28 protein-coding genes are annotated in these 25,419 nt (G+C 59.9%); 17 read left to right on the forward strand and 11 right to left on the reverse strand.

The features are described from left to right. Positions 1 to 125 precede the first annotated feature (125 nt). Positions 126 to 1,241 carry a DnaJ C-terminal domain-containing protein gene (locus HQN82_RS01945; RefSeq protein WP_004440352.1) on the reverse strand — a complete coding sequence of 372 codons (1,116 nt, stop codon included), beginning with the start codon at positions 1,239 to 1,241 and terminating at the stop codon, positions 126 to 128. Positions 1,242 to 1,453: 212 nt separating this feature from the next. Beyond that, on the reverse strand, positions 1,454 to 1,903 hold the full coding sequence (locus tag HQN82_RS01950) for an RT0821/Lpp0805 family surface protein (protein ID WP_004440354.1): 450 nt from the start codon (positions 1,901 to 1,903) through the stop codon (positions 1,454 to 1,456). Between the two features lie 56 nt (positions 1,904 to 1,959). Here HQN82_RS01950 and pdxH point away from each other — a divergent pair, with 56 nt between their 5' ends. Together pdxH and HQN82_RS01960 are read left to right on the forward strand one after the other, a co-directional pair. Further along, positions 1,960 to 2,580: a pyridoxamine 5'-phosphate oxidase gene (gene pdxH / locus HQN82_RS01955; RefSeq protein ID WP_006699879.1), complete on the forward strand. Its 621-nt coding sequence runs from the start codon at positions 1,960 to 1,962 to the stop codon at positions 2,578 to 2,580. Between the two features lie 180 nt (positions 2,581 to 2,760). Beyond that, positions 2,761 to 3,066: a pyrophosphohydrolase domain-containing protein gene (locus HQN82_RS01960; RefSeq protein WP_006699878.1), complete on the forward strand. Its 306-nt coding sequence runs from the start codon at positions 2,761 to 2,763 to the stop codon at positions 3,064 to 3,066. Positions 3,067 to 3,116: 50 nt separating this feature from the next. Here HQN82_RS01960 and HQN82_RS01965 read toward each other — a convergent pair whose 3' ends face one another. From HQN82_RS01965 to HQN82_RS01985, 5 genes are all read right to left on the reverse strand, one after another. Beyond that, positions 3,117 to 3,494 carry a hypothetical protein gene (locus HQN82_RS01965; RefSeq protein ID WP_045532589.1) on the reverse strand — a complete coding sequence of 126 codons (378 nt, stop codon included), beginning with the start codon at positions 3,492 to 3,494 and terminating at the stop codon, positions 3,117 to 3,119. Between the two features lie 139 nt (positions 3,495 to 3,633). Then, positions 3,634 to 4,299 (reverse strand): HAD family hydrolase, encoded by a 666-nt coding sequence (locus HQN82_RS01970; RefSeq protein ID WP_173614486.1) that lies wholly within the window; start codon positions 4,297 to 4,299, stop codon positions 3,634 to 3,636. 3 nt (positions 4,300 to 4,302) lie between these two features. After that, positions 4,303 to 4,740 carry a bleomycin resistance protein gene (locus HQN82_RS01975; protein WP_006699875.1) on the reverse strand — a complete coding sequence of 146 codons (438 nt, stop codon included), beginning with the start codon at positions 4,738 to 4,740 and terminating at the stop codon, positions 4,303 to 4,305. Positions 4,741 to 5,098: 358 nt separating this feature from the next. Continuing rightward, complete coding sequence (tldD, locus tag HQN82_RS01980; protein WP_006699874.1) at positions 5,099 to 6,514, reverse strand: metalloprotease TldD; 1,416 nt, start codon at positions 6,512 to 6,514, stop codon at positions 5,099 to 5,101. An 80-nt stretch (positions 6,515 to 6,594) separates the two neighbouring features. After that, a complete protein-coding gene (locus HQN82_RS01985; protein ID WP_022555736.1) occupies positions 6,595 to 7,119 on the reverse strand; it encodes an invasion associated locus B family protein in 525 nt (174 codons plus the stop codon). Between the two features lie 431 nt (positions 7,120 to 7,550). On the opposite strand from HQN82_RS01985, the gene coxB reads away from it, so the two are divergent. From coxB to HQN82_RS02040, 12 genes are all read left to right on the forward strand, one after another. Continuing rightward, positions 7,551 to 8,414: a cytochrome c oxidase subunit II gene (gene coxB, locus HQN82_RS01990; protein WP_034496285.1), complete on the forward strand. Its 864-nt coding sequence runs from the start codon at positions 7,551 to 7,553 to the stop codon at positions 8,412 to 8,414. 16 nt (positions 8,415 to 8,430) lie between these two features. Beyond that, the gene (gene ctaD / locus HQN82_RS01995) at positions 8,431 to 10,146 is read left to right on the forward strand and encodes a cytochrome c oxidase subunit I (RefSeq protein ID WP_004440364.1); all 1,716 of its coding nucleotides are present in this window, start codon (positions 8,431 to 8,433) and stop codon (positions 10,144 to 10,146) included. A gap of 387 nt (positions 10,147 to 10,533) precedes the next feature. Then, the gene (locus HQN82_RS02000; RefSeq protein WP_004440366.1) at positions 10,534 to 11,487 is read left to right on the forward strand and encodes a heme o synthase; all 954 of its coding nucleotides are present in this window, start codon (positions 10,534 to 10,536) and stop codon (positions 11,485 to 11,487) included. Then, positions 11,487 to 11,618, forward strand: a complete 132-nt coding sequence (locus HQN82_RS25635) for a hypothetical protein (protein WP_003521105.1) — start codon at positions 11,487 to 11,489, stop codon at positions 11,616 to 11,618. The genes HQN82_RS02000 and HQN82_RS25635 overlap by 1 nt, the downstream gene beginning before the upstream one ends. 29 nt (positions 11,619 to 11,647) lie before the next feature. Next, complete coding sequence (locus tag HQN82_RS02005) at positions 11,648 to 12,265, forward strand: cytochrome c oxidase assembly protein (protein WP_004440369.1); 618 nt, start codon at positions 11,648 to 11,650, stop codon at positions 12,263 to 12,265. A gap of 59 nt (positions 12,266 to 12,324) precedes the next feature. After that, positions 12,325 to 13,200: a cytochrome c oxidase subunit 3 gene (locus HQN82_RS02010; protein WP_004440371.1), complete on the forward strand. Its 876-nt coding sequence runs from the start codon at positions 12,325 to 12,327 to the stop codon at positions 13,198 to 13,200. Between the two features lie 277 nt (positions 13,201 to 13,477). Then, positions 13,478 to 13,864: a DUF983 domain-containing protein gene (locus HQN82_RS02015; RefSeq protein WP_004440372.1), complete on the forward strand. Its 387-nt coding sequence runs from the start codon at positions 13,478 to 13,480 to the stop codon at positions 13,862 to 13,864. Then, positions 13,833 to 14,609, forward strand: coding sequence for an SURF1 family protein (locus HQN82_RS02020; RefSeq protein ID WP_376751458.1), 777 nt, complete (start codon positions 13,833 to 13,835; stop codon positions 14,607 to 14,609). The genes HQN82_RS02015 and HQN82_RS02020 overlap by 32 nt, the downstream gene beginning before the upstream one ends. 62 nt (positions 14,610 to 14,671) lie before the next feature. Beyond that, positions 14,672 to 15,718: a 4-hydroxy-3-methylbut-2-enyl diphosphate reductase gene (gene ispH, locus HQN82_RS02025; protein ID WP_112766514.1), complete on the forward strand. Its 1,047-nt coding sequence runs from the start codon at positions 14,672 to 14,674 to the stop codon at positions 15,716 to 15,718. A gap of 81 nt (positions 15,719 to 15,799) precedes the next feature. Then, entirely contained in the window at positions 15,800 to 16,768 is a 969-nt protein-coding gene (locus HQN82_RS02030) for a homoserine kinase (protein ID WP_004440378.1), read from the forward strand. Continuing rightward, the gene (gene rnhA, locus HQN82_RS02035; protein ID WP_004440380.1) at positions 16,765 to 17,205 is read left to right on the forward strand and encodes a ribonuclease HI; all 441 of its coding nucleotides are present in this window, start codon (positions 16,765 to 16,767) and stop codon (positions 17,203 to 17,205) included. The genes HQN82_RS02030 and rnhA overlap by 4 nt, the downstream gene beginning before the upstream one ends. 135 nt (positions 17,206 to 17,340) lie before the next feature. After that, positions 17,341 to 17,649 carry a Dabb family protein gene (locus HQN82_RS02040; protein WP_153776700.1) on the forward strand — a complete coding sequence of 103 codons (309 nt, stop codon included), beginning with the start codon at positions 17,341 to 17,343 and terminating at the stop codon, positions 17,647 to 17,649. A 141-nt stretch (positions 17,650 to 17,790) separates the two neighbouring features. On the opposite strand, the gene HQN82_RS02045 is transcribed toward HQN82_RS02040, so the two are convergent. After that, positions 17,791 to 18,276 carry a peroxiredoxin gene (locus tag HQN82_RS02045; RefSeq protein WP_006699978.1) on the reverse strand — a complete coding sequence of 162 codons (486 nt, stop codon included), beginning with the start codon at positions 18,274 to 18,276 and terminating at the stop codon, positions 17,791 to 17,793. A gap of 199 nt (positions 18,277 to 18,475) precedes the next feature. Next, a complete protein-coding gene (locus HQN82_RS02050) occupies positions 18,476 to 19,324 on the reverse strand; it encodes a protein-disulfide reductase DsbD domain-containing protein (protein ID WP_004440386.1) in 849 nt (282 codons plus the stop codon). Between the two features lie 161 nt (positions 19,325 to 19,485). Between HQN82_RS02050 and HQN82_RS02055 the strand changes: the two genes are divergently transcribed. From HQN82_RS02055 to HQN82_RS02065, 3 genes are all read left to right on the forward strand, one after another. Then, a complete protein-coding gene (locus HQN82_RS02055) occupies positions 19,486 to 20,091 on the forward strand; it encodes a YqgE/AlgH family protein (protein WP_004440387.1) in 606 nt (201 codons plus the stop codon). Positions 20,092 to 20,194: 103 nt separating this feature from the next. Continuing rightward, on the forward strand, positions 20,195 to 20,386 hold the full coding sequence (locus HQN82_RS02060; protein ID WP_004440389.1) for a CsbD family protein: 192 nt from the start codon (positions 20,195 to 20,197) through the stop codon (positions 20,384 to 20,386). Positions 20,387 to 20,556: 170 nt separating this feature from the next. After that, entirely contained in the window at positions 20,557 to 21,660 is a 1,104-nt protein-coding gene (locus HQN82_RS02065) for a zinc-binding metallopeptidase family protein (protein WP_037090776.1), read from the forward strand. Positions 21,661 to 21,830: 170 nt separating this feature from the next. On the opposite strand, the gene HQN82_RS02070 is transcribed toward HQN82_RS02065, so the two are convergent. Then, positions 21,831 to 24,746, reverse strand: coding sequence for a sensor domain-containing phosphodiesterase (locus tag HQN82_RS02070; protein ID WP_004440393.1), 2,916 nt, complete (start codon positions 24,744 to 24,746; stop codon positions 21,831 to 21,833). Beyond that, on the reverse strand, positions 24,743 to 25,342 hold the full coding sequence (locus HQN82_RS02075) for a GNAT family N-acetyltransferase (RefSeq protein ID WP_004440394.1): 600 nt from the start codon (positions 25,340 to 25,342) through the stop codon (positions 24,743 to 24,745). Before HQN82_RS02075 ends, HQN82_RS02070 begins: the two co-directional genes overlap by 4 nt. Positions 25,343 to 25,419: the final 77 nt, after the last annotated feature.

The raw sequence follows: 25,419 nt of genomic DNA on the forward strand, positions 1-25,419 counted from the left end.
CTCCCTAGTACTTTTGATCGGTCCTGCCTATGGCATAGGCTGCAATCCTGTTCAAGATTGCCAAGGATCATCAACTGTTAGGGAACGTAACAAAGGGTGCGTTGTCCCGGCTATTCGCAAAACTTTCACAAATAAAGGCCTTCGCGCATGTGGCGCATCAGGTCGGTCACCTTCTCATCGGGCTTCTCGTGCAGGACGATGCGCAGTTCGATGACGAGATCGCCGGAGCCGCCATTGCCGTCGGCAAGGCCCTTGCCGGCAATCCTGAGCGCGCGGTCCGAGCCTGACCAGGCTGGAATGGTGATGCTTTCCTCGCCAAGCGGCGTCTTGACCTTTGCTTCGCAGCCCAGAACCGCATCGCTGAGCGAGATCGGCAACGTTGTGTGGATATCGAAGCCACGAAGGGAAAACGCATCCTCGCGTGCGGTCAGCAATGTCACGGCGAGATCGCCGCGGGCCATGTTCGGAAGCTTCAGCCCCTGTCCCTTCAGCCGCACCACATGTCCGTCGGTCATGCCGGCTTCCAGCTGGAAGCGAACCTCTCGTTCATCGGCAAGCGATACGGTAATCCACTTTTGCTCCAGCAGATCGGCGACCGTGACGATGGCCTCCGCCGTGATATCGGGCGCCTTTTCGGGAGCTGGTTGCGGCGTGCGGAACCGGCGTACGAGAGCGCTGAAGAGATTGGCGGCAAGCGAGACGGGCGCGGCCCTGTCATCGCCAGCGCCGGACTGGGCGGTCTCGCCGGCGGCAGGCGCATCGCCTCTTACGGCGCTTGCGGCAGCCTTTGCCGCTTCCGCCGCCTGCTGTACCTTGGGATCGTTCTGTGCCTCCGCGCCGAAAATCCGCTCGACGATGTCTTCGGCACTTTCCGTCCTGGCGTCGGTTTTCTGGCCGGTCTGCGTCCGGTTGCGGGCGTCCGCCCGGGCCAGTTCTTCCATCAGCTTTTCGGCCGCCCTGGCGCGTTCAGCCGCCTCGCGCGCGGCCTCCCGCTGCTGCATGATGGTCTGATCGCGCTGCTTTTTTTCTGCAGCCTTGCGGGCCTGATCGTAGAGATCGCGCTTTTTCGGGTCTTTCAGAAGGTCGTAGGCCTGTCCGATCTCGGCGAATCGCGCCGAGGCATCGGGATCGTCGCGATTGGCGTCCGGATGAACGGTTTTCGCCTTCGTGCGCCAGGCGGCCTTGATTTCCTCGTGGCGGGCGTCACGTTTTACGCCGAGGATCGAATATGGATCGCGCATGCGAAACACCAGTTACGTTGGCTCAGGCGCCTGCCGCCCGTCATGGCGCAATCCTGAAGCTAACCCCTCCGAAAAGGGGTGCCCGCGATCATTCGCCTGCACGCCCTCGGTTTAATCAACGTCGACTGTTGCAATAAGTTGCTAATCACTCCTTTACGGAGCAGGTTCGACGCACCGGGGCCGCGCCTATTCCCCATGGAAGGGTAAACAGATTATTTCTGCTCGAAGCGGGTCATCAACCATTCGCCGGTTTCCGACAGGCAGGCCTGTCCGGAATAAGCTGCCACCCCTTCGAAGGAGTGGCGCGTTGTCTTGAAATCGCGGCAGACGAAACCGCTTGATTTATCTTCGTGAATGGCGGTCACGACGCCGGCGCTGCCGGTGGCGGCATTCGCCCAGGGCAGCGGCTGGTCGGCAAGTTTGGCGAGATCGGCCGATGTCACCGCATTGCGAATGGTCACATCGTCGGTCTGGGCGCTGCCATTCTGCTGGTTCGGCACGGAGGCGGTGGAAAGCGAGCGGTCAACCTTGTCGCCGCCGAACAGATCGAGGCTGACGCATCCGCTCAGCACCGCAAGCATCGACACGACGGCGGAAACTTCCGCTACCGACGAAAGGAGGCTCTTTGTTCGACTGTTCGACTTTGCTATGACGGTCACCATCTTTCACCAGAGATCATCTCTGGGGTCCAAATCAGCTCGGGAGCATTTTAGTCAATATGTCGGAAACGGGGTTAACATCCAGTGACTTCACGGAAGAAAATGAACCTTTCACGCTTTTTGCCGAATGGCTGAAGGATGCGACGGCTTCCGAGATCAACGATCCGAACGCGGTGGCACTCGCCACCGTGGACGAAAATGGCCTGCCGAATGTGCGCATGGTGCTGCTGAAAGGCGTCGATGACCGCGGCTTCGTGTTCTACACGAATTTCGAAAGCCAGAAGGGCCGGGAGATCCTCGGCCAGAAAAAAGCGGCCATGTGTTTCCACTGGAAGAGCCTGCGACGTCAGGTGCGCCTGCGCGGCGAGGTGGAGATCGTGAGCGACGAGGAGGCGGATGCCTATTACGCCTCCCGGCCGCGCGGCAGCCGCATCGGCGCCTGGGCCTCCAAGCAGTCACGGCCGCTGGAAGGCCGTTTCGCGCTGGAAAAGGCGGTGGCTGAATATACCGCCAAATATGCGATCGGCGATATTCCGCGCCCGTCCCATTGGTCCGGTTTCCGCATTCGCCCCGTCAGCATCGAATTCTGGCATGACCGCAAGTTCCGCCTGCATGACCGCATCGAATTCCGCCGCGACACGCCAGACGGTGCCTGGTCCAAGGTCCGCATGTATCCGTAAGGGCGTCAGGCCGCGCCATTGGCGCCTGCCTGTTTAAGCAGCAAATCAAACAGCGCCGGGCCAAGGGGGGCCCGAGACGCTCGTCGCGCAAATTCCATCCGCCGTCCGTACAGTGCTTTCGAATCGACGCTGCCGGAGAATCGTGATTAGAGTTGGATATCACGAACAAAGGATGAACAAATGCTTCTGTCCATGATGCGCCAGTTCGAGGCGGCCTCGCAGAAATATGCCGATGAAAACGGGATCGCCCGTGATCCCGACTGGTTCATGCTGAAGCTTCAGGAGGAGGTGGGCGAGGTGACGCAGGCCTGGAACCGGCTGACAGGGCGGGGGCGCAGCAGGGGCAGAAGCGAAGAGGAGATGAAGCGTGATCTGGCTGACGAAACCGCCGATCTGCTCGGCCACGTACTGCTGCTGGCGCATCGCAACGGTCTCGATCTCGAAAATGCGATAGAACGCAAGTGGCGCTTCAAGCCGGGGGCCTGACGCTCCGCCGAGGACCATTCGATCCTGCTGCGTCGTGCCTCCGCGATCCGCTAGGAGAACGCGATGACAAAGAACAGGATCGCAAGAGCGGCAGCCACAGGTGCCATGACCAGCTGCTCCGGGCGGCTTTTCGACATTGCGTTCAATCCGATGCTCACCGCCATGTAACAGACGATGATCCAGATTCCAGGTTCAACCCAGCCAGACGGCCAGATGTCGGCCCAACCCGCCTTTTGCAGCGGGAAGGAAACGAAAAGCGCATAAATGAGCGGTGTCGCTGCGCTGGCTATCCTTTGCCGTCCCGGCAATACCGTGTGCGCGCCGCCCCAGGCAAGGCGGCCGAAAGGGGCGCCGGCGGCGAGCGCAATCTGGAACAGGGACAGAACCAGCAGTATCAGCGTGATGAGTGACACGGCGACAGGCGTCATGATTACCCCGGTTATGGATACGCCGGCAGAGGCATTTGCCCAGTAGCGGCGCCCCAGCCCGACATGCGTTTCATCATGACGTCAAATCGCGAAGCGCGTATGACGCCGTCTCGCGCCCCCAGCCCGATTTTCATTCTACTCAGGCCTGCGCTTTTTGCAGAAGGTCGGCCACCATATGCAGGTCGCTGGCGACGGCCACGCATTTCTCCCGCATTTCCTCGGTCGGCGGCGCAACGTCGGGCACCATGATCGTCATCATGCCCGCCGATGTCGCCGAGCGTACACCCGAGTATGAATCCTCCAGGGCAAGACAGCGCCCGGGATCAAGGGACAGTCGTCGCGCGGCTGTCAGATAGGGCATGGGCGCCGGTTTCGGCTCCGTATAGTCGCCGCGCGCGACAATTGTGTCGAAGCGTTTGAGAAGATCATGGGGCCCAAGATGGCGCGTCACCGAATCGTGCCGCGACGAGGTGGCGATGGCGCGGCGGATATCGAGGCTGTCGAGAAGGTCGAGGATCTCGGTGACGCCCGGCTTCAACGCCACGCCACCAGCCATCATCACGCCAAGATGCCGGAGCCAGGCGTCTCGGAAACTGTCGATGGGAAAATCCGCGCCATAATCAGCAAAAATGGTGCCGGTGATGACGTCCCACGGGCTGCCGCAGACCTTCTGATAGGTCTCCACCCTCATGCCGTGGCCGCCTTCTTCCGAAGCCGCCAGAAATGAATCGCGATAGAGCCGCTCGCTCTCGATCAGCAATCCGTCCATGTCGAAAACCACGGCCCGCGGGAGAAAAGGCAGCATGGCTCAACCGAACCGGAAAGGGCGTTCGCCAAGGCTCTCGAACGGACGGATCAGGTAACCATCCGGATCGGCGACGATGAACTGCCGGTTGCCCACTTCGACCGTGCCGCGCCTGTACCATTTTTCTTCCAGCGGCATGACGAGGTCGATGGAGGATCGCTCCAGCCGGGAAAGAATGGGTTGCAGCGAGGGGACGGCAAGCTGCAGGTTCATGCCGCGACCAAACGGAAATTCGAGCACGGCATTATCAGTCACGAATGTCCGCGTCGCGCCAATCTGGTCGATCATCAGCTGGGCATCCCCCAGCGCCAGATAGGTAAAGCCCTCTTCGGGGCGCTCATAGACCACATGAAAACCGATCAGGTCGCAATAAAATGCGCGGCTCTTCTGCCAGTCGCTGACGGCAAGTTCAGGAACGAGGGCATTTCGTATGATGGTCATGGTCTCCTTTGCGCATCGGCCGGATCGGGATGTGGCCTTAGGGTAGGGGCTGATCTTAACGTCTTCCCGGCGGCATACCAGAGGAAACCGCATCATGGCAGCCATGTGTGTGGTCAGGGGCTGACGAGGCGCCGACAGGCTCAGTGTGGCTGCAACTCTTTCTTCCGTCATTCCGGCCTTGAGCCGGAATCCAGCCAGCCCAAGTCCTTGGGCTGAAAAGAGTCTTCCCGCCGCGCCGACGCGCATCGGCTGGATTCCGGCTCAAGGCCGGAATGACGGGTGCAGGGATGCACCGTTACATCACTTTATCCGCGCTGCAGATACGCATTAACAGTCGTTACAGGCAGGGTCGGGAGATTTACGCCTTCGTGCCGCCCACGGTGATCTGGTCCATGCGCAGATGCGGCTGGCCGACGCCAACAGGCACCCATTGCCCGGCCTTGCCGCAATTGCCGATGCCGGTATCGAGTTTCGAATCATTGCCGATCATCGAGACGCGCTTCATCGCATCCGGCCCGTTGCCGATCAGCATGGCGCCCTTCACCGGCGCGCCGATCTTGCCGTTTTCGATGAGATAGGCCTCGGTGCAGCCGAACACGAATTTACCCGAGGTGATATCGACCTGGCCGCCGCCGAAGGAGACGGCATAGATGCCCTTCTTGACGGAGGCGATGATCTCTTCCGGCGTCTTGTCGCCCGACAGCATGTAGGTATTGGTCATGCGCGGCATCGGCACATAGGCATAACCCTGACGGCGACCGTTGCCGGTGGGCGTCGCACCCATCAGCCGGGCGTTCTGGCGGTCCTGCATGTAGCCCACCAGCCTGCCGTTCTCGATCAGCACGTTGTAACCGGAAGGGGTGCCTTCATCGTCCACGGTCAGCGAGCCGCGGCGGCTGTCGATAGTGCCGTCGTCCACCACGGTCACGCCGGGCGCGGCGACCATTTCGCCCATCAGGCCGGCGAATGCGGACGTCTTCTTGCGGTTGAAATCGCCTTCCAGACCGTGACCCACGGCCTCATGCAGCATCACACCCGGCCAGCCGGAGCCCAGCACCACATCCATCGTGCCGGCCGGGGCATCGATGGCGGTGAGGTTGACGAGCGCCTGACGCAGTGCCTCATCGGCGCCGCGCTGCCAGTTTTCTTCTGTGATGAAATCGCCGAAACCGACCCGGCCGCCAATGCCATAGGAGCCGCTTTCCTGCCGATCGCCTTCACCCGCCACGACGGAGATGTTGATGCGGGTCATCGGCCTGACGTCACTGACGCGGTGGCCATCGGCGCGCAGAATGTCAACCACCTGCCAGCTTGCGGAAATCGTCGCCGTCACCTGCCGGACATTGGGGTTCTTGTCACGCAGATAGGCATCGATATCGGTGAGAAGCTTCACCTTCTCTTCGAAGCTCGGGCTGCCGATGGGGTTCTCGTCGCCATAGAGCTTCTTGTTGGTGCGCTGCGGTGCGGCGGCATAGGAGCCGGAATAACCTCTCGTCACTGCGCTGACCGCATCCGATGCACGTTTCAGCGCGCTTTGCGAAAGCTCGCCCGCATGGGCGTAACCCACCGTCTCGCCGGCGACCGCCCGCAGGCCGAAACCCTGGTCTGTATTGAAGGAACCGCCCTTGAGCCGGCCATTATCGAAAGTCAGCGACTCGGCCTGCGCATGTTCGATGAAAAGCTCGCCATCGTCAGCGCCGGCGAGCGCCTCGCCGACGAGCTTGCGCAATTGCGTTTCGTCGCAATCGAAGAGTTTTACAAGTTCGTCGGTCATAGGAGGCTCCAGTCATTATCGTTCATGACCGATTTAGGCACTGGAGCGGGCGGACGCAAGGCTGTCCGGTACGGCAGGCTTCAAGGAAGCGCGTCGTAACCTTCGGCAAACCCCGTCAGTTCGATCGGAATGCCGACGCGGTCCTGATCGACGGATTCACGCAGTGCAAAAACGGCGTTCTTGCCGGCGCGCAGAACCTTCAGCAACTCGTCGTCAATATCGACTTCCACATAGCAGCCTTCGGAGAAGCAGCGGGTGAAATAGGCGCGGCCAATATTGTTATTGTCGATATAGAGTTCCATGCCGTCCTTCAGAAGCACGCCCAGCGGTGCGAGGATGCGGAGGATGCGCGACTTGCGGTCGGCCGTCTTCAGCACCACCACTGAAAGACCGACTTCCGGGCGGTCGTCGGCAATCACGTTCTGCATCAGGGCGCATTGTTCTTCCGAAGCGCCCGCCGGCTTGTCACAGATGACAGACCATGCGCCATGCGTCGACTTCGGCGTTCCGGGCTGCGGCTGTTGCGCCAGCGCCGCGGCGGCGGGGGCGATGATGGCAAGACCGGCGGCGGCAAGAAAAGTGCGCGCGAGCGGGGAAAGACGCATGGATACCTCTGGGATTCGAATCAGTGCGGCTATTTTGACGCCATAATCCGGAAAAAAAAGCCTCGGGCTTTCAATTCCAGCCGAGTTGGGCGGAAATAGGACCTGTCGGTCCTGATGGCAGCCGGATTTGTTCGCGGCATCGGTCGTCATCCCGCGATCAAACCGGCTGGAAGACGGGGCTTGCCGCATTTCTTCGTCGCGAAATCGTCTTCGGCAGACGAGCCGACGCACAGGCTGCAGGAAAGTCGCGCGTGGATTGATCAATGGCAAAATTGGGGCGCATCCGTGGCGTGACGCATATTGCGGCAGAGGGCAAACTGTGGTTTGAAGTTATTACCATTAGCATGGATTCTGCGCCTGTGATTGATCTGGATCAGGCGCGTGAGGGAGAGGGTACCGTGAGGAATAGGATTTACGCAGCACTGGCGGGGATGACCTGTCTGCTCACGGCTGTCGGCGCCCACGCCGATCAGCCGGTGCATTGGCAAATGGGCATGCAGGAGGCCGCCACGCCGATCATGCACGAAATACGCTGGTTCGAACAATATACGCTCTGGTTCATTGTTCCGGTTACGCTTTTCGTTCTTGCGCTGCTCATCGTCGTCGTTCTGAAATTCCGCGCCTCGGCCAATCCCGTGCCTTCGAAGACCAGCCACAACACGGCAATCGAAGTTGTCTGGACGCTGGCGCCGGTTCTCATTCTCCTGTTCCTTGCTTTCCCGTCGTTCAATCTTTTGAACGCGCAGCTCACGCAGCCGGAAAACCCCGACGTGACGCTGAAGGCGACCGCCACGCAGTGGCTTTGGAGCTACGAATATACGGCTGCCGAGGGCGCCGAGCCGGTCTCCTTCGACAGCTACATGCTGAAGGATCAGGATCGCGCCGCCGCCGGCAAGGAGGACAAGGCCCGCTATCCGCGTCTTCTCGCAGTAGACAATGAAATGGTTGTCCCGGTCGGCAAGACCGTTCGCCTGCTCGTCACCGCCGCGCCGACGGATGTGATCCATTCCTTCGCCATGCCGGCTTTCGGCGTCAAGATCGACGCTGTTCCGGGCCGCCTGAACGAAACCTGGTTCAAGGCGGAAAAAGAAGGCCTTTATTACGGCCAGTGTTCCGAGCTTTGCGGCAAGGATCACGCCTTCATGCCCATCGCCATTCGGGTGGTTTCCGAACAGCAGTACAACACCTGGCTCGCCGCCGCCGGTTCTGACCTGAACGGCGCGAACCGGGCGCTGATGGCCTCTGTCGATGGCGCTCCGCGCACCGTCGACGTTGCCGCCAACGAAACCAACTGATTCTGGAGTGAGGACAATGGCTGGACCTTCCGCACACGACGATCATCACTCGCATGGTCATTCCGCACATGATGGGCACGCCCATGACGACCATTCGCATGATGCACATCATTCTCATACGCCGGGCTTCTTCGCCCGCTGGTTCCTGTCCACCAACCATAAGGACATCGGCACGCTATACCTGATCTTTGCGATCATGGCCGGCATCGTCGGCGGCGGGCTTTCCGTCGTCATGCGCATGGAACTGCAGGAGCCGGGCATCCAGATTTTCCACGGTCTGGCCTCCATGGTCTACGGCTTTGAGGGCGACGCTGCCATCGACGGCGGCAAGCACATGTTCAACGTGTTCACCACCGCACACGCCCTGATCATGATCTTCTTCATGGTCATGCCGGCGCTGATCGGCGGTTTCGCCAACTGGATGATCCCGATCATGATCGGTGCGCCGGACATGGCTTTCCCGCGCCTGAACAACATCTCCTTCTGGCTGATCGTTCCGGCCTTCATCCTGCTCATTCTGTCGCTCTTCGTCGAAGGGCCGGCGGGTGCTTATGGTGTCGGCGGCGGGTGGACCATGTATCCGCCTCTGTCGACAAACGGCATGCCCGGACCGGCGGTGGATCTGGCGATCTTTGCGCTGCACGTTTCGGGCGCGTCGTCGATCCTCGGTGCGATCAACTTCATCACCACCATCCTCAACATGCGCGCCCCGGGCATGACGCTGCACAAGATGCCGCTCTTCGCCTGGTCGGTCCTTGTCACTGCGTTCCTGCTGCTGCTTTCGCTGCCGGTTCTGGCGGGCGGCATCACCATGCTTCTGACGGACCGCAATTTCGGCACGGCATTTTTCTCGCCGGAAGGCGGCGGTGACCCGATCCTCTATCAGCACCTGTTCTGGTTCTTCGGCCATCCGGAAGTGTACATCCTGATCCTGCCCGGCTTCGGCATCATCAGCCACATCGTGTCCACCTTCTCGAAGAAGCCCGTCTTCGGTTATCTCGGCATGGCTTACGCCATGGTCGCGATCGGCGCGGTCGGCTTCATCGTCTGGGCGCACCACATGTATACGGTTGGCCTGTCGCTGGAAGCACAACGCTACTTCGTCTTCGCAACCATGGTCATCGCGGTGCCGACAGGCATCAAGATTTTCTCGTGGATCGCGACGATGTGGGGCGGCTCGCTGACCTTCTCGACACCAATGGTCTGGGCAATCGGCTTCATCTTCCTGTTCACGGTCGGTGGCGTCACGGGCGTCCAGCTCGCCAATGCCGGTCTCGACCGCTCGCTGCACGATACCTATTACGTGGTGGCCCATTTCCACTACGTTCTGTCGCTCGGCGCCGTCTTTGCGATCTTCGCCGGCTGGTATTACTGGTTCCCGAAGATTTCCGGCTACATGTACAGCGAGTTCATCGGAAAACTGCATTTCTGGGTCATGTTCGTCGGTGTGAACCTGATCTTCTTCCCGCAGCACTTCCTCGGCCTTGCCGGCATGCCGCGCCGTTACATCGATTATCCCGATGCCTATGCCGGCTGGAACCTGGTGTCGTCCTACGGGTCCTATATTTCGGCCGTCGGCGTGCTGATCTTCCTTTTCGGTGTCTGGGAAGCTTTCGCCAAGAAGCGGATCGCCGGCAACAATCCCTGGGGTGAAGGCGCGACGACGCTCGAATGGCAGCTGTCTTCCCCGCCGCCGTACCACCAGTGGGAACAGCTTCCGCGCATTCGCTGATGCACGGATCGGGACGCGCGGTAAGGCTCGCGGGTCCCGAGCGCTGAGAAAGAGGGCGGCACGGTCAGGCCCGTGCCGTTTTCCCGAACGGGCTACCTTTACTGCCGCGTGACATTTTGTCCAAGCGATGCTTGCCTTCCAGCGTGATACATGCGCCGGGATATGATAAATGCCAGTTTTGGCCTTTATGAATGGCAAGCGCAGACGAATGGCGGCAGGACACGGCGTAAGGCCGGGCAGATGGCATCGGTTGAACCGGCTGCCGGTCAGGCCGTGACGTTCGGGACCCATGGATCGACGCATCGCGCATTCCGGAACTCTCACTCGTGTTTCCGGCCGATGCAGGAATGTCGCGACAGGCGGCGTTCGAAGGAAGCAGGACAGGAAATGACCGTTATCGACAATCGCGAAATGCTGGGCGCGGAAAGCTCCGAACTCTCGGAAGCCGGCGCGCGCGATTATTTCGAATTGCTGAAACCTCGCGTCATGTCGCTCGTGGTCTTCACGGCCTTTGCGGGCCTCGTGCTGGCGCCGGGTGAAATCAACCCGATACTCGGCATCATCGCTATTCTCTGCATCGCCGTCGGCGCGGGCGCGTCCGGTGCGCTCAACATGTGGTACGATGCCGATATCGATGCCGTCATGAGCCGCACCGCCAGGCGACCGATCCCGTCCGGCCGTATCACCCCGCGCGAGGCGCTGGCCTTTGGCCTGACGCTGTCGGCCTTCTCGGTAGTCATTCTCGGCCTTGCGATCAACTGGTTCTCGGCCGGTCTTCTGGCCTTCACCATCTTCTTTTATGCTGTCATCTATACGATGTGGCTGAAACGCTCGACGCCGCAGAACATCGTGATCGGCGGCGCGGCAGGCGCTTTCCCGCCCATGCTTGGCTGGGCCTGCGTCACCGGCGGCGTTTCGCTGGACAGCATCATCCTGTTCCTCATCATCTTCCTGTGGACGCCTGCGCATTTCTGGGCGCTGGCCCTGTTCAAGATGCGTGATTATGGCGCCGTTGGCATTCCGATGATGCCGAATGTTGCTGGCGAGCGCTCCACCAAGAACCAGATGATCTGTTACGCGGTGTTGACCGCAGCCGCAGCCGTCGCGCCTTATTTCACTGGTCTGGCAAGCGCCGGTTACGGTATTTTCGCGGCAGTGCTGAGCGCCATCTTCGTATACTGTTCGCTCGATGTCCGGCGCATGCCGGAGGGTGACGAAAAGATGTTGCCGGCCAAGAAAATGTTCGCTTATTCGGTGCTTTACCTTTTTGCGATTTTCTCCGGCCTTCTGGCCGATCATTTCGCGCCGGCCCTGAAGGCCGTCATGTCGGGAGTCCTGTGATGGAAACGGTGGAACTGAGCGCGGCGCAGAAAAAATCGAGACGCGGGCGCAATATTGCGCTCGGCGTCCTGCTCGCCGGTCTGGTGGTGCTATTCTACATCATCACCATCATCAAGATCGGTTCGCACTGACGGGCTGATCGAGGGGGAAGGAGGAGGATATGGCGAATATGGAAGCGCAGACAACGGGGACCGAGCGGCAACGGGTGAGCAATCGCTCCATCCTCGTGCTCTGTCTGGTGTTTTTCTGCGCCATGATCGGCATGGCCTACGCCGCCGTGCCGCTTTATACGCTGTTCTGCCGTGTCACCGGTTACAACGGCACGACCCAGCGCGTCGAGCAATATTCCGATGTGATCCTCGACAAGACCATCAATGTCACCTTTGACGCCAATACGTCGAACGGCCTCAACTGGGATTTCCAGCCGGTCGACAGGAAGGTCACGCCGAAGATCGGCGAAACGGTGCAGGTGACCTTCAAGGCGACGAACCGTTCACCGGTGGCGACCACGGGAACGGCGGTCTTCAACGTCACGCCCATGGAAGCCGGCGCCTATTTCAACAAGGTGGAGTGCTTCTGCTTCACCGAAACGACGCTGCAGCCCGGCGAAACGCTGGAAATGCCGGTGGTGTTCTTCGTCGATCCTGACATCGCCACGGCGCGTGAGACCAAGAGCATTCATACTTTAACGCTGTCCTATACGTTTTATCCGGCCAAAACCGAAAAACCGGTTGCGTCCTTGCCGGTAAAAACCGAATCTGGCGAAAGCAAATTGTGAGAGGAGATCCGGCCTTTGCCGAGGCCGGATCAGGGAAGAGACACCAGGGGATTGTCGCAATGGCAGATACGCATCAGAAGAACCACGATTACCACATTATCGATCCAAGCCCCTGGCCGCTTCTGGCCTCGATCGGCGCTTTCATCCTGACTTTCGGTGGCGTTTGTTACATGCGTTACCTGTCGGGCGGCTCCTTCAAGCTGTTCGGCGCGGAACTCGCCAATCCCTGGCTGTTCTATATCGGTCTCGTCATCGTGCTCTACACCATGTATGCGTGGTGGGCGGATACGATCAAGGAAGGCCGCGAGGGCAATCACACCCGCGTCGTTTCGCTGCATCTGCGTTACGGCATGATTATGTTCATCGCCTCAGAGGTGATGTTCTTCGTCGCATGGTTCTGGGCATATTTCGATGCCAGCCTCTTCCCCCACGAAGCTATTCAGGCGTCGCGTCTCGAATATACCGGCGGACAATGGCCGCCCAAGGGCATCGAAGTCATCGATCCATGGCATCTGCCGCTCTACAACACCGTCATCCTGCTGCTGTCGGGCACCTGTGTCACCTGGGCGCATCACGCTCTGCTGCACAATGACCGCAAGGGCCTGATATCGGGTCTGGTGCTCACCGTTGCGCTTGGCGTGCTGTTCTCCACCGTGCAGGTCTACGAATACATGCACGCCCCGTTCGACTTCAAGAATTCGATCTACGGCGCGACCTTCTTCATGGCCACCGGTTTCCACGGTTTCCACGTCTTCGTGGGCACGGTGTTCCTGCTGGTCTGCCTGTTCCGCGCCATTGCCGGCGGGTTCACGCCCACGCAGCATTTCGGTTTCGAAGCCGCTGCCTGGTACTGGCACTTCGTTGACGTCGTCTGGCTGTTCCTGTTCTTCGCCATCTATATCTGGGGTGGCTGGGGCGCGCCAATTCACGGCTGATAGGGCCAAGGGGCCGAAGCAAGGCATCCGGTGGAGCGAGCGGGTGCAATCGTTTCTTCTCCCCGCCGGGGAGAAGTCCGCGGCAGCGGGATGGGAGGGCTCCGGTAGAGATATCCGGAGAGCTTGCCCTCTCATCGACCCTTCGGGCTACCTTCTCCCCGGCGGGAGAAGAAGACGCGACGCGATCGAGCAAGAAACAAGTGCCCGGGTTTGAGGCAGGTTTCCAAGAGATCGACGTCACCCTCGGACTTTGGCCGACTTTGCGGGAGGTTTCACCATGTCAGAGCCATCAGGCAGCAAGTTCGCCCCGGTCGACCCGATCAAGGTGGGCTTGAAGGGCTGCTGCCCTCGCTGCGGCAACGGGCGCCTTTTCGATGGTTTTCTGACGGTAAAACCCGCCTGCAGCGCATGCGGACTGGATTACGGTTTTGCCGATGCGGGTGATGGCCCGGCGGTTTTCGTCATGCTGATCGTCGGTTTTCTGGTTGTCGGGCTGGCGCTCTGGTTCGATCAGCATTTTGCGCCGCCCGTCTGGGTGCATGTCATCTTGTGGTTGCCATTCACGGTGATTGTCTCCCTCGTGCTGCTGCGCAAGCTGAAGGGCATCATGATCGCGCTGCAATACCGCAACAATGCAAGCGAAGGCAGGCTTGACCGTGAATGACGTGTCCCACATGAAGGCGGCGGAAAGGCGGGTCTGGTTCGCTGCGCCGCTGGTTCTGCTGGCGCTTGCCATTCTTCTCGGGCTCGGCACCTGGCAGGTAAAGCGGCTTTACTGGAAAGAGGCGCTTCTCGCCGATATAGAAGAACGGCGAAACGCTGCCCCCGCCACGGTTGCCGAAATAGAGGCGATTGCCAAAAGCGGCGGCGATATCGAGTATCGCAAGGTCAGTCTGTCCGGTACCTTCGATCACGCCCGCGAGCGGCATTTCTTCGCCACCCACCAGGGCAGAACCGGCTATTACATCTATACACCGCTGACGCTTGCCGATGGCCGCGTCCTCTTCGTCAATCGCGGTTTTGTGCCCTTCGAGATGAAGGATCCGGCCAAGCGATCCGAGGGGCAGGTGACGGGCGAGGTGACGATAACGGGGCTGGCGCGTGCGCCGCTTGTCGCCAAGCCTTCCTCGCTGCTGCCGGACAACGATATCGCCAAGAACATATTCTACTGGAAGGATCTGGCGGCCATGGCCTCCAGTGCGGATATTCCGCCGGACCGGCTGGTCAAGCTTTTCGTGGATGCCGATGCCGCCCCCAATCCCGGCGGCTGGCCGCAGGGCGGGGTGACGCTGATAGATTTGCCCAATAATCACCTGCAATATGCGATAACGTGGTATGGTCTGGCTGCAGCCCTTGTCATCGTCGCCGGTTTTGCCTATTTCCGGAACCACAAGGCGCGCGATGAATAGTGCGCCTGCCGCCCGGCAGGGCTGGCCATCGGCAGGGCACGGAGCACGCCTAAGGAGCTGGAATGAACATCGCCGTTTCCAAACCCCCTTTGACGATAAGGCTGTGCGGACCGCGTGGCTTTTGCGCGGGCGTGGACCGGGCGATCCAGATCGTCGTGCTGGCGCTGAAGGCCTATGGCGCGCCCGTTTATGTTCGCCACGAAATCGTGCATAACCGCTATGTGGTGGAAGGGCTGGAAGCCAAGGGTGCGGTCTTCGTCGAGGAACTGCATGAAATTCCGGCCGAACATCGCGAGCAGCCGGTGGTTTTCTCGGCGCATGGGGTTCCTAAATCCGTGCCTGAGGATGCGCAGGCGCGCAACCTGTTTTATCTCGATGCCACTTGCCCGTTGGTCTCCAAGGTCCACAAGCAGGCCATGCGCCACCAGCGCCTCGGCCGCCATGTGGTGCTGATCGGCCATGCCGGTCATCCAGAGGTCATCGGCACCATGGGCCAGCTTCCCGAAGGCACCGTCTCACTCATCGAAACGGTGGAGGATGCCGACCGTTATGAGCCGCTGGACCGCGAAAATCTCGGCTTTGTCACCCAGACGACTCTGTCGGTCGATGACACGGCAGGCGTGATCGCCAGGCTGCAGGAACGCTTCCCGGCCATTCAGGCGCCTGCTGCCGACAGCATCTGTTACGCGACCACCAACCGTCAGGATGCGGTGAAACAGGCAGCGCCTGGCTGCGACCTGTTCATCGTCGTCGGCGCCCCCAATTCCTCCAATTCCAAGCGGCTGGTGGAAGTGGCCCTGCGTGCGGGTGCGAAGCGCTCTGTCCTGGTGCAGCGGGCCGCCGAAATCGACTGGAATGAAATCGGCGATATCCGCACCGTCGGTCTCTCGGCCGGCGCATCCGCTCCTGAAGTCATCGTCGATGAAATCATCGAAGCCTTCAAGGCGCGTTTCGACACCACGCTCGATCTCGCCGTGACGGTTGAGGAAACGGAACATTTCCTCGTCAATCGCGAGTTGCGCAGCATCGAGCTGACGACGGATGATATGGCTTTCGTCAACGGCAATGCCAGCAACGCGCTGCCGCCCAAGGCTGCAGCCGGCGCCTGACATGGTTTGGCGGGAAGGGTGGTATTCGCCCCGCGCCGCTCTGCCGGATTTCCACTCCATCCTTCACCAAGAGATTTAAAATTGGCAGTTTATACTGATATCACCGAAGATGATCTGAGGAATTTCCTCACGCAGTACGACGTCGGCAGCCTCACTTCCTACAAGGGAATTGCCGAAGGCGTCGAAAACTCCAATTTCCTGCTGCATACCACCAAGGACCCGCTGATCCTGACGCTTTATGAAAAGCGTGTGGAAAAATCCGATCTGCCTTTCTTCCTCGGCCTCATGCAGCATCTGGCCGCCAAAGGCCTGTCCTGCCCCTTACCATTACCGCGCAAGGATGGCGAGTTGCTGGGAGAGCTGTCGGGCCGCCCCGCCGCGCTTATCTCCTTCCTTGAAGGAATGTGGCTGAGAAAGCCGGAGGCGAAACATTGCCGCGAAGTCGGCAAGGCGCTGGCCGCCATGCATCTGGCGGGCGAAGGCTTCGAGATCAAGCGGCCGAACGCGCTCTCCGTCGAGGGCTGGAAGGTGCTGTGGGAGAAATCCGAAGACCGCGCGGACGAGGTGGAGAAGGGGCTGAAGGACGAGATTCGCCCCGAGATCGATTATCTCGCGGCCCATTGGCCGAAGGACCTGCCGGCCGGTGTCATCCATGCGGATCTGTTCCAGGACAATGTGTTCTTCCTCGGCGACGAACTCTCCGGTCTGATCGACTTTTATTTCGCCTGTAACGACCTGCTCGCTTATGATGTGTCGATCTGCCTCAATGCCTGGTGCTTTGAAAAGGATGGCGCTTACAACGTCACCAAGGGCAAGGCGTTGCTGGAAGGTTACCAGTCCGTGCGGCCGCTCAGTGAAGCGGAGCTGGAAGCCCTGCCGCTTCTGGCGCGCGGTTCGGCTCTGCGCTTCTTCCTGACGCGGCTTTACGACTGGCTGACAACGCCGGAGGGCGCGCTGGTGGTGAAAAAAGACCCGCTGGAATATCTGCGCAAGCTGCGGTTCCACCGTTCCATCGCCACTGTCGCCGAGTACGGGCTGGCCGGCGAATGAAGCATGTCGATATTTTCACCGATGGCGCCTGCTCCGGCAATCCGGGTCCGGGAGGCTGGGGTGCGGTGCTGCGTTACGGCGAGGTGGAGAAGGAACTCTGCGGCGGCGAGGCCGAGACCACCAACAACCGCATGGAACTGATGGCGGCGATTTCCGCACTTAATGCGCTCAAGGCCCCCTGCGAAGTCGATCTTTACACCGACAGCGCCTATGTGAAGGACGGCATCACCAAGTGGATTTTCGGCTGGAAAAAGAAGGGCTGGAAGACAGCCGATAACAAGCCGGTCAAGAATGTCGAGCTATGGCAGGCATTGGAAGTGGCGCGCGAGCGCCACAAGGTTACCTTGCACTGGGTGAAGGGCCATGCCGGCCATCCGGAAAACGAGCGCGCCGATGAATTGGCGCGAAAAGGCATGGAGCCTTTCAAACGGCGGTAATGCAAGACTGCTCTATTTTGCGCCGGACAAAATCCGAGCCGGCACGCCCCCATCCGGGGTTGTGAAAACCGAAACCCGACCTATCTTGTCGTCAAAGGGTGCTCCGGTGGTGCCCAACGGAGGAGAAAAATCCGGATGATCCTGCATTGTGTCTTTCTACGCTTCAAGGCCGCGACGGCCGCTTCTGAAAAACATGCAATTTTCGAGGCGATCGCCGCCCTGAAAGACGTGATACCCGGCATCGTCGATGTGAAATACGGACAGAACGTTTCACCCGAAGGGCTGAATGGCGGTTTTGTCGATGGCTTCATCGTGACGCTTGAAAGCCCGGAAGACCGGGACGAATATCTTGCCCACCCCAGGCATATGGAGGTGGGGGAGCGCCTCGTGTCACTCACCGATGGCGGTCTTGCCGGGCTTCTGGTGTTTGATATGAATGTTTGAGAAGGCGGCGCCCCGCCGCTCTCTTGCCTCATGCTCGGGCCGGCCCCAAAACATCTGCAGCATTTCGTTTTTGGTGAAATGATTGGATCCTCGGGACAAGCCCGAGGATTTATGGCTCGGCCTGTGGCCAAACATTTGGCCTTAAAGCTGCTCGATCATCGCCGCAGCGGCAGAGACCGTCGCCTGACCGGGGTTCTCTTCCACGTTGAGTGACTTCACGACGCCGTCTTCCACCAGCATCGAATAACGCTTGGAACGCACGCCGAGGCCGCCGGCGGAGAGGTCGGCATCAAGGCCGAGCGCCTTGGTGAAGGACGCATCCCAGTCGGCGAGGAAATGGATTTTGCCCTGACCGCCCGAAGATTGCGCCCATGCGCCCATTACATGCCAGTCGTTGACGGCAACGACTGCGATATCGTCAACGCCTTTAGCCAGAATAGTGTCGCGGTTTTCAAGATAACCCGGCAGATGGTTCAGCGAGCAGGTGGGGGTGAAAGCGCCGGGAACGGCAAAGAGAACAACCTTCTTCCCGCCGAAAAGCGCGTCCGTGGTGGTTTCCACCGGGCCATCGGCCGTCTTTTCCTTGAAGGTTGCGGAAGGCAGTTTATCGCCGATCTTGATGGTCATGTCCGTGCTCCTATGGCCGTTCGGTTCGCGCGACTATAGAGTTTGCCAGGGAAAAGTGGAACCCGGTTTTCCCTGGAAGACAAACGAAAACAAGCTGTCCGGATACTGGCAGGTTCGCAACGAATCCAACGGTATCAGGAGCACGGAAATGAAATCCGCCATGCGGTTTTCACGGTGGATTCCACCGCGGAGCCACCGTTCAGGGCTTCGGGAAATTCAGCATCGTCTCCATGGCCCGGTCGCCCGATTTGACCAGAATGGGCCAGCTGTTGCCCTGCACCTGATAGGTTTTCGGCAGGCCCTTGATGTTCATGTAGAAGGAGAGCTTGCGCTTGTCGCGTACGAGGTTCTGCGGCTCGTAATAGGCAAAACCCGAGGGGCCGGCGATGAAGATTTCGGTCTCCTTCGGCGCGTTTTCCGGAAGCTGCAGCTGCACGCCGAGCATGGTCTTGTCGGGCGTGATGTGGAAATCGATCACCTTGAAATCGTCGGATGCCGCTTCGGGCAGTGTTTCGCGCGCCTCTTCGAGAAGGCGGCGCTCCTCGCTGTCATCATCACCAGCCGTGCCCCGGTCGATGGAGAACTTCGCCTCGAAGGGGATACAGATATTCTGGCAGACGCCGATGAATGCGGTGAGGTCGATCTTCCCGCCAGCTGCCGGATCGGTAACCTTCAGCTGAAAGGGAAGGCTGACGGCGTGGTCATAACCGATATCGGTTATATCGCCGTTTTCGATCAACTTCGGAACCGGATAGGCCATGGCGGTCAGCATCGCACCGCTGGTCGGATCAGGCGTGATCTGCGGCGGTATGCCTGCTTCTCCGGGTTCGCGCCAATAGGTTATCCAGCCGTCCTTCGGCTCGATCTGCAATACGCCGCGCACCACGCCGTTTGCATCCACGGCAAGGCTCGCGACGCGCATCTGGCCGCCCTCGCTTCTGGCCCAGTCGGTAATGTCGGCCCGGGCGGCTTGCATGCCGCCGAGGAGGGCGGCGAAAGCAGCCGCGAGGTGAAGATGTGAAAATCGAAAGAATAACCTGACGCTCATGCTTCCCGTCTAACCCAACATCGACCGGCGGACCAGTTACGAATTCGTGGGGTTCATCATTTTCGGTTGATTGATCGGGCGGTATGCCGCATCCTGTCCTTTGTCGAAGTGCGAACGCCGTTTTCCGTTAAACGACGGAATTCGGCCTGCTGGAGGCGCCTGTGAGCTTTTCAACCCTGATGGACAAGCGCGAACGTGGCTTTCTCGACGGCCAGTTCCTCATTGCGATGCCGGGGCTGGACGACGGCAATTTTGCCCGTGCGGTGATCTATATCTGCGCCCACTCGGACGCCGGGGCCATGGGTTTCATCATCAACCGGCCGCAGCAGATTACCTTCACGGACATACTGCTCCACCTGAAACTGGTGGACAGCAACGACGCCATCATGCTGCCCAACCGCACCCGTGAGTTCCCGATCCAGTGCGGCGGCCCGGTGGAATCCGGCCGAGGTTTCGTTCTGCATTCGGATGACTATTTAAGCGAATCCAGCATTCCCGTCAGCGATGACATTTCGCTGACCGCAACGCTGGATATCGTCCGCGCCATTTCCAACGGCCGCGGCCCGCAAAGGGCCACCATGATGCTCGGTTATGCCGGCTGGGGGCCAGGCCAACTGGAAAACGAGATCGCCAATAATGGCTGGCTGAACTGCCCGGCTGCGGAGGAGCTGATTTTCGACCGCGGGCTGGACAATAAATACGAGCGGGCGCTCGCCCTGATGGGCGTTGATGCACGCATGCTCTCCACAGATGCAGGGCATGCCTGAGCCTCATCTTCCCGCTCGTTTTGGCTGGAACCATTCTTCTCCCTTTGGCGTTACTTACCCGGAAAGCCGCACAGACAGTACGGTTCAACTAGGGAGCAGTAATATGGGTAGCACATCTGACAAAGTCGCCGGTAAAGCCAATGAAGTTGCTGGTAAGGTGAAGAAGAACGTCGGTGAAGCGACCGGCAATAATGAATTGCGCGCCAAGGGTGCCGCCCAGGAAACCAAGGGCAAGGTACAGTCCTCTGTCGGCAAGGCGAAGGATGCCGTAAAGGGTGCCGTCGACCGCATGTAATATCGCCGGATTGATTGCGCCTCTCTGATGATGGGGCGCGCGGAGCGCATGTGTTCAAGAGCACATGCGCTCTTGTCGGCTGAGCGCCGGAACGCTCTTCCTGTTGCGCGGTTCATGCCGTCGTTCCAGATTTGCCTCCGAGCAACTGATCCATCGCAAGGGTTTCATCGATGAAGCTTTTTTCCTGCGCATCCTGCGGCCAGCCGGTGCATTTCGACAATCGTTTTTGCGTTTCCTGCGGTCATCGTCTTGCCTTCGTGCCGGAGCGCCTGTCCATGGAGGCGTTGGCCCCGGCCGGTGAGCCGAACTGGCAGATCGTCGCGGAACCGCAAAAACAGGTGCGGTTTTGCGCCAATGAAGTGAACGATATCTGCAACTGGTCGGTGCCCGCGGGAAGCGAAAGCGCATTTTGCCCTGCCTGCAGCCACAATCGCCTTGTGCCCGACATTGCGACGCAACAGGGCATTGAGCAATGGCGTCGTATCAGCCAGGCGCAGCGTCATTTGTTTTATTCTATCCTGCGGCTCGGCCTCCCGCATCCCAACCGTGATGCCGATCCCGCCGGCGGCCTTGTCTTCGACTTTCTGGTGGATGAGGTGGCGCCAGATGGTTCCGTCATTCCGGCCATGACCGGTCATGACGAGGGGCTGATCGCCATTCGTGCGGCCGAGGCCGACGATGCTACGCGCGAACAGGTGCGCGCCAATATGAACGAGCCGTACCGCACAATGCTCGGCCATTTCCGCCACGAAGTCGGTCACTTCATCTGGAACAAGCTCGTACGCGATGCAAACCGACTGGAGGCCTGCCGCGCCGTCTTTGGCGATGACAGAGAAGATTATGGCGCTGCCCTGCAACGCAATTACGAGGAGGGTCCACGTCCCGACTGGCAGGACAGCTTCATCAGTTCGTATGCCTCGGTCCACCCTTGGGAGGATTTTGCCGAGTGTTTCGCGCACTATCTGCATATCGTCGATACGCTTGAGACCGCGCGCGCCTTCGGCGTGGCGATCGACCCCGACGGGCATGAAGAAATGGCGGCGGAGGTGACTTTCGATCCTTACAATGCCCGCAGCGCTGCACAGCTGGTCAAGGCCTGGATTCCGCTCAGCGTTGCGATCAACTCGATCCAGCGCAGCATGGGGGAAGCGGACCTCTATCCCTTTGTCCTGACGCCGCCGGTGGTTGCGAAGATGGAGTTTATTCACGACCTGCTGCATGGGAGGGTGGCGGCGGATGCGTCAACACCGGTGCAGGCTGCCGTGGTTCAGTGAATATCGACAAGCGAGGAGTAAAAGCCGGCAAACGCGGTGTTTCCTCCTCCGGTCGTGCCGGACTTGATCCGTATACAACCAGCCCAAGTCCTTGGTTTGAAAGGGCTTTTCCCGCCGCGCCGACGCGCGTCGGCTGACGGGGGTAGATACCTCGCGTTTCAATACTTCGCTTACGAAGCCCGCTTCGTCGGCTGGAACCGCTCCCGAAGAAGCTTTAGCGCCGCATCGCCGGAAACCGGCGTGCCAAACAGGAAGCTCTGGCCGAAATGGCAGTTCATGCGGGCCAGTTCGGCCGCATCCTCAGGCGTTTCGATGCCTTCCGCCACCACCTGCATGTCGAGCGCCCGCGCCATGGCAATGACCGAGCGCAGAAGCACGTTACGCTTGTCGCTGGTATTGGCCACAAGCGCCTTGTCGAGCTTGATCGTATCGAAGGGGAAACGGGTGAGATAGGCGAGCGATGAATAGCCCGTGCCGAAATCGTCCATTGCGAGGCTAAGGCCGGTTTCCTTGAGCTTGGAAAGCACAAGCCGCGCCTGTTCCGGATTTTCCATGACGACGGATTCCGTCAGTTCCAGCTTCAGCTGCTGCGGGTTGCAGCGCGTGCGGGTGAGCATGCCACGAACGTCGTTATAGAGTTCGTTGTTCAGCAGTTGGGCACTGGAAATATTGACGGAGATGAAGATCGGCATCTTGTCGATGGCATGTTGCCAGTCCATCAGGTCGGTCGCTGCCCGTTCCAGCGCGAACATGCCGAGCGGCTCGATCAGGCCGGAGGCTTCGGCAATCGGAATGAACTCGCTTGGCGGGATATTGCCACGCTTCGGGTGCTCCCAACGCATCAGCGCCTCGAAACCGGCAAGTTCCCCATCATCGAGCTTGACGATCGGCTGATAGGCAAGCGACAGCTCCTTGCGCTCGATAGCGCGGCGAAGGTCACTTTCCATCTGCAGCCGGTCGGTGCCCGAGGTGCGGAAGGCGGGACGGAAAGGCTCGACACGATTGCCGCCGGCGCGCTTGGCGCGATACATGGCCAATTCCGCATCGCTGAGCAGACCTGCCGCACTTTCCTGTTGGTCGATCCACGAGACGAGGCCGATAGAAGCGGTGAGAATGATTTCGCGATTGGCGAAATTGATCGGCACCATGATCGCCTTGTTCACCGCATCGGCGAAATCCGCCACACGCTGCGGATCGCGCTCCGAGGTCAGGATCAGGCCGAATTCGTCGCCGCCGAGACGAGCCAGCGTGTCCTGCGGTTTGAGCAGGCGACGCAGGCGCCGGGTGAGGGCAATCAAAATATTGTCGCCGGCAGCAATGCCGAGCGTGTCATTGACCAGCTTGTAACGGTCGATATCGATCGCCATCACGGTTGGCCGCACGCCCTCGCTGTCCGGCGAGAGGTTGAGGATCGATTGCAGGCGGTCGAGGAAGACCTGCCGGTTCGGAAGCCCGGTCAGATTGTCGTTCATCGCGTCCTGCAGCAGCCGCTCGACCGAATTTCTCTGCTCTGTAATATCGGTGATGGTGCCGACGCAGCGGATGATTTCGCCGTTGGAGCCAAGAACGGGACGCGCACGGATTTGCAGCCAGTGGAAATGGCCATCCTCGGCGCGAATACGGAATTCGTGGTTCAGCCGGCCCTTGCGATGGTCGAGCAGCACGTCGAGCGTGGCCTTGAACCGGTCGCGGTCATCAGGGTGCAGGCGCGGCAGCCAGTTGCGCGCGGCGCCATGCATGGTTCCGGGCTCCAGCCCCAGGCGGTTGGAAATATCAGGCGTCGTGACGATACGGTCACGCGTCACGTCCCAGTCCCAGACCGTATCGCCGCTGCCCGTCAGCGCCAGCGATTGCCGCTCCAGATCGGAGAACAACCCCTGCTGATAGGCGCTGCCGGCAAAGGCGTGCTGTATGACCGTGAAACCGATCAGCAAAACGATCAGCACCAGCCCGCCGCCAAGCGCAGGCTGCACGATGTCGTTGTCAAGCTGTCCCGTCACCGTCAACCAGCTGCCGAACAGCCAGACGAGGATCAAGGCCCAGGATGGGACGAGCAGGATCGCCCGGTCGTATTTGTTGAAACCGAGATAGATGATGAGCGCGATGCCCGCCGTCGCCGTCAGCGCGAAGGAAACACGCGCTATACCCGATGCAACCGAAGGATCGTAGATTGCCACGCCAAACAGCAGTGCCAGCCCCACCACCCAGGCAAAGGTCGCATAACCCAGATGTGCGTGCCATCGGTTCAGGTTGAGATAGGTGAAGAGAAAGACGACGAAGCTGGAGGCGAGCGCCACTTCCGCGCCCGCCCTCCATATTCGCTGATCGCTTGAGGTGACGGTGATGAGCTTTTCGAGGAAGCCGAAATCAACGCATATATAGGCAAGCACGGCCCAGGCGAGGGCGGCAGACGCGGGCAGGACCGAGGTTCCCTTGACCACGAAGAGAATGGTCAGGAGCACGGCAAGCAGGCCGGCAATGCCGAGCACGATGCCGCGATAGAGCGTGAAGGCGTTGATCGTATCCTTGTAGGCTTCCGGTTCCCACAGATAAAGCTGCGGCAGCTGCGGCGTGGAAAGCTCGGCGACGAAGGTGATGACGGAGCCGGGATTGAGCGTGATGCGGAAGACGTCGGCGTCCGGGCTTGGCTGCCTGTCGAGCGCAAAGCCTTCGCTGGGCGTTATCGCCATGATGCGTTGCGAGCCGAGATCCGGCCAGAACAGCTTGGAATTGACGAGACGGAAATGCGGCGCGACGATCACGCGCTCCAGCTGCTCTTCGGAGACATTGGCAAGCGCGAACACGGCCCAGTCGCCCTGGTGATCGTCGGAACTGGCGCGCACCTCGATGCGCCGGCGGATGCCGTCAGGACCCGGCGCGGTGGAAACCTGAAAGGCTTCGCCCTGATTGGCATAGATATCCGTGGTGGCGGTGAGATCGAGCGCCGTGTCGTCACGGGAGATCTTGACCGGCTCGAAGGCGAAGGAATGGGAGGCAAAAAGCAGGAAAAGCAGAAAAAACGGCGCAGCCAGCGCGATTGCCGCCAGACGTTTCGTGAGGCAAGGCGCAGTGTGATTGTAGGTCATGTATCGTACTTCGTTCCGCCGGAGCTTTGCTTGTCGGCAAGAAGGGAAAACATCATATGATCCCGCCATTGGCCATTGATTTTCAGATATTCCCGCAAGAGACCTTCCCGCTGGAACCCGGCATTTTCGAGGAGCCGGATGCTTTTGAAGTTTTCCGGAATACAGGCTGCCTCGATACGGTGCAACTGAAGTCCGTTGAAGATGTAGGGTATTACCAATTTTAATGCGGCAGACATATGGCCTTGGGCAGCATGCCGTTCACCGATCCAGTATCCGATCATGCAGCTCTGCGCCGCCCCGCGGCGGATATAGCCGATGGTGATGCCGCCGACCAGAAGCGTCTCTTTTTCGAACAGCAGGAAGGAAACGGCGGTGCCGGAAGAAAATTCCTGTCCGTTACGCACCACGCGCATGCGGAAGGCGCCCTCCGTCAGTTCGTCCGGCCGCCAGGTCGGTTCCCACGGCTGTAGAAACTGCCGGCTCTCGGATCGCAGCACGTGCCACTGCTTGAAATCGCTGTAGCGCGGCAGTCTGAGAAGGTGATTGGCGCTGCGCAATTCTGGTGTGTCATTATGTCGGGAAAGAAAACGCAGCATTCACGATCCCTGTGAGGCAGATATCGCCATCCGCGAATGGGATGGCGAAAAAGATGAGCGGTCTTCACCTTCAAATC

It is taken from the genome of Agrobacterium pusense, assembly GCF_013285525.1.
GTDB lineage: Bacteria > Pseudomonadota > Alphaproteobacteria > Rhizobiales > Rhizobiaceae > Agrobacterium > Agrobacterium pusense.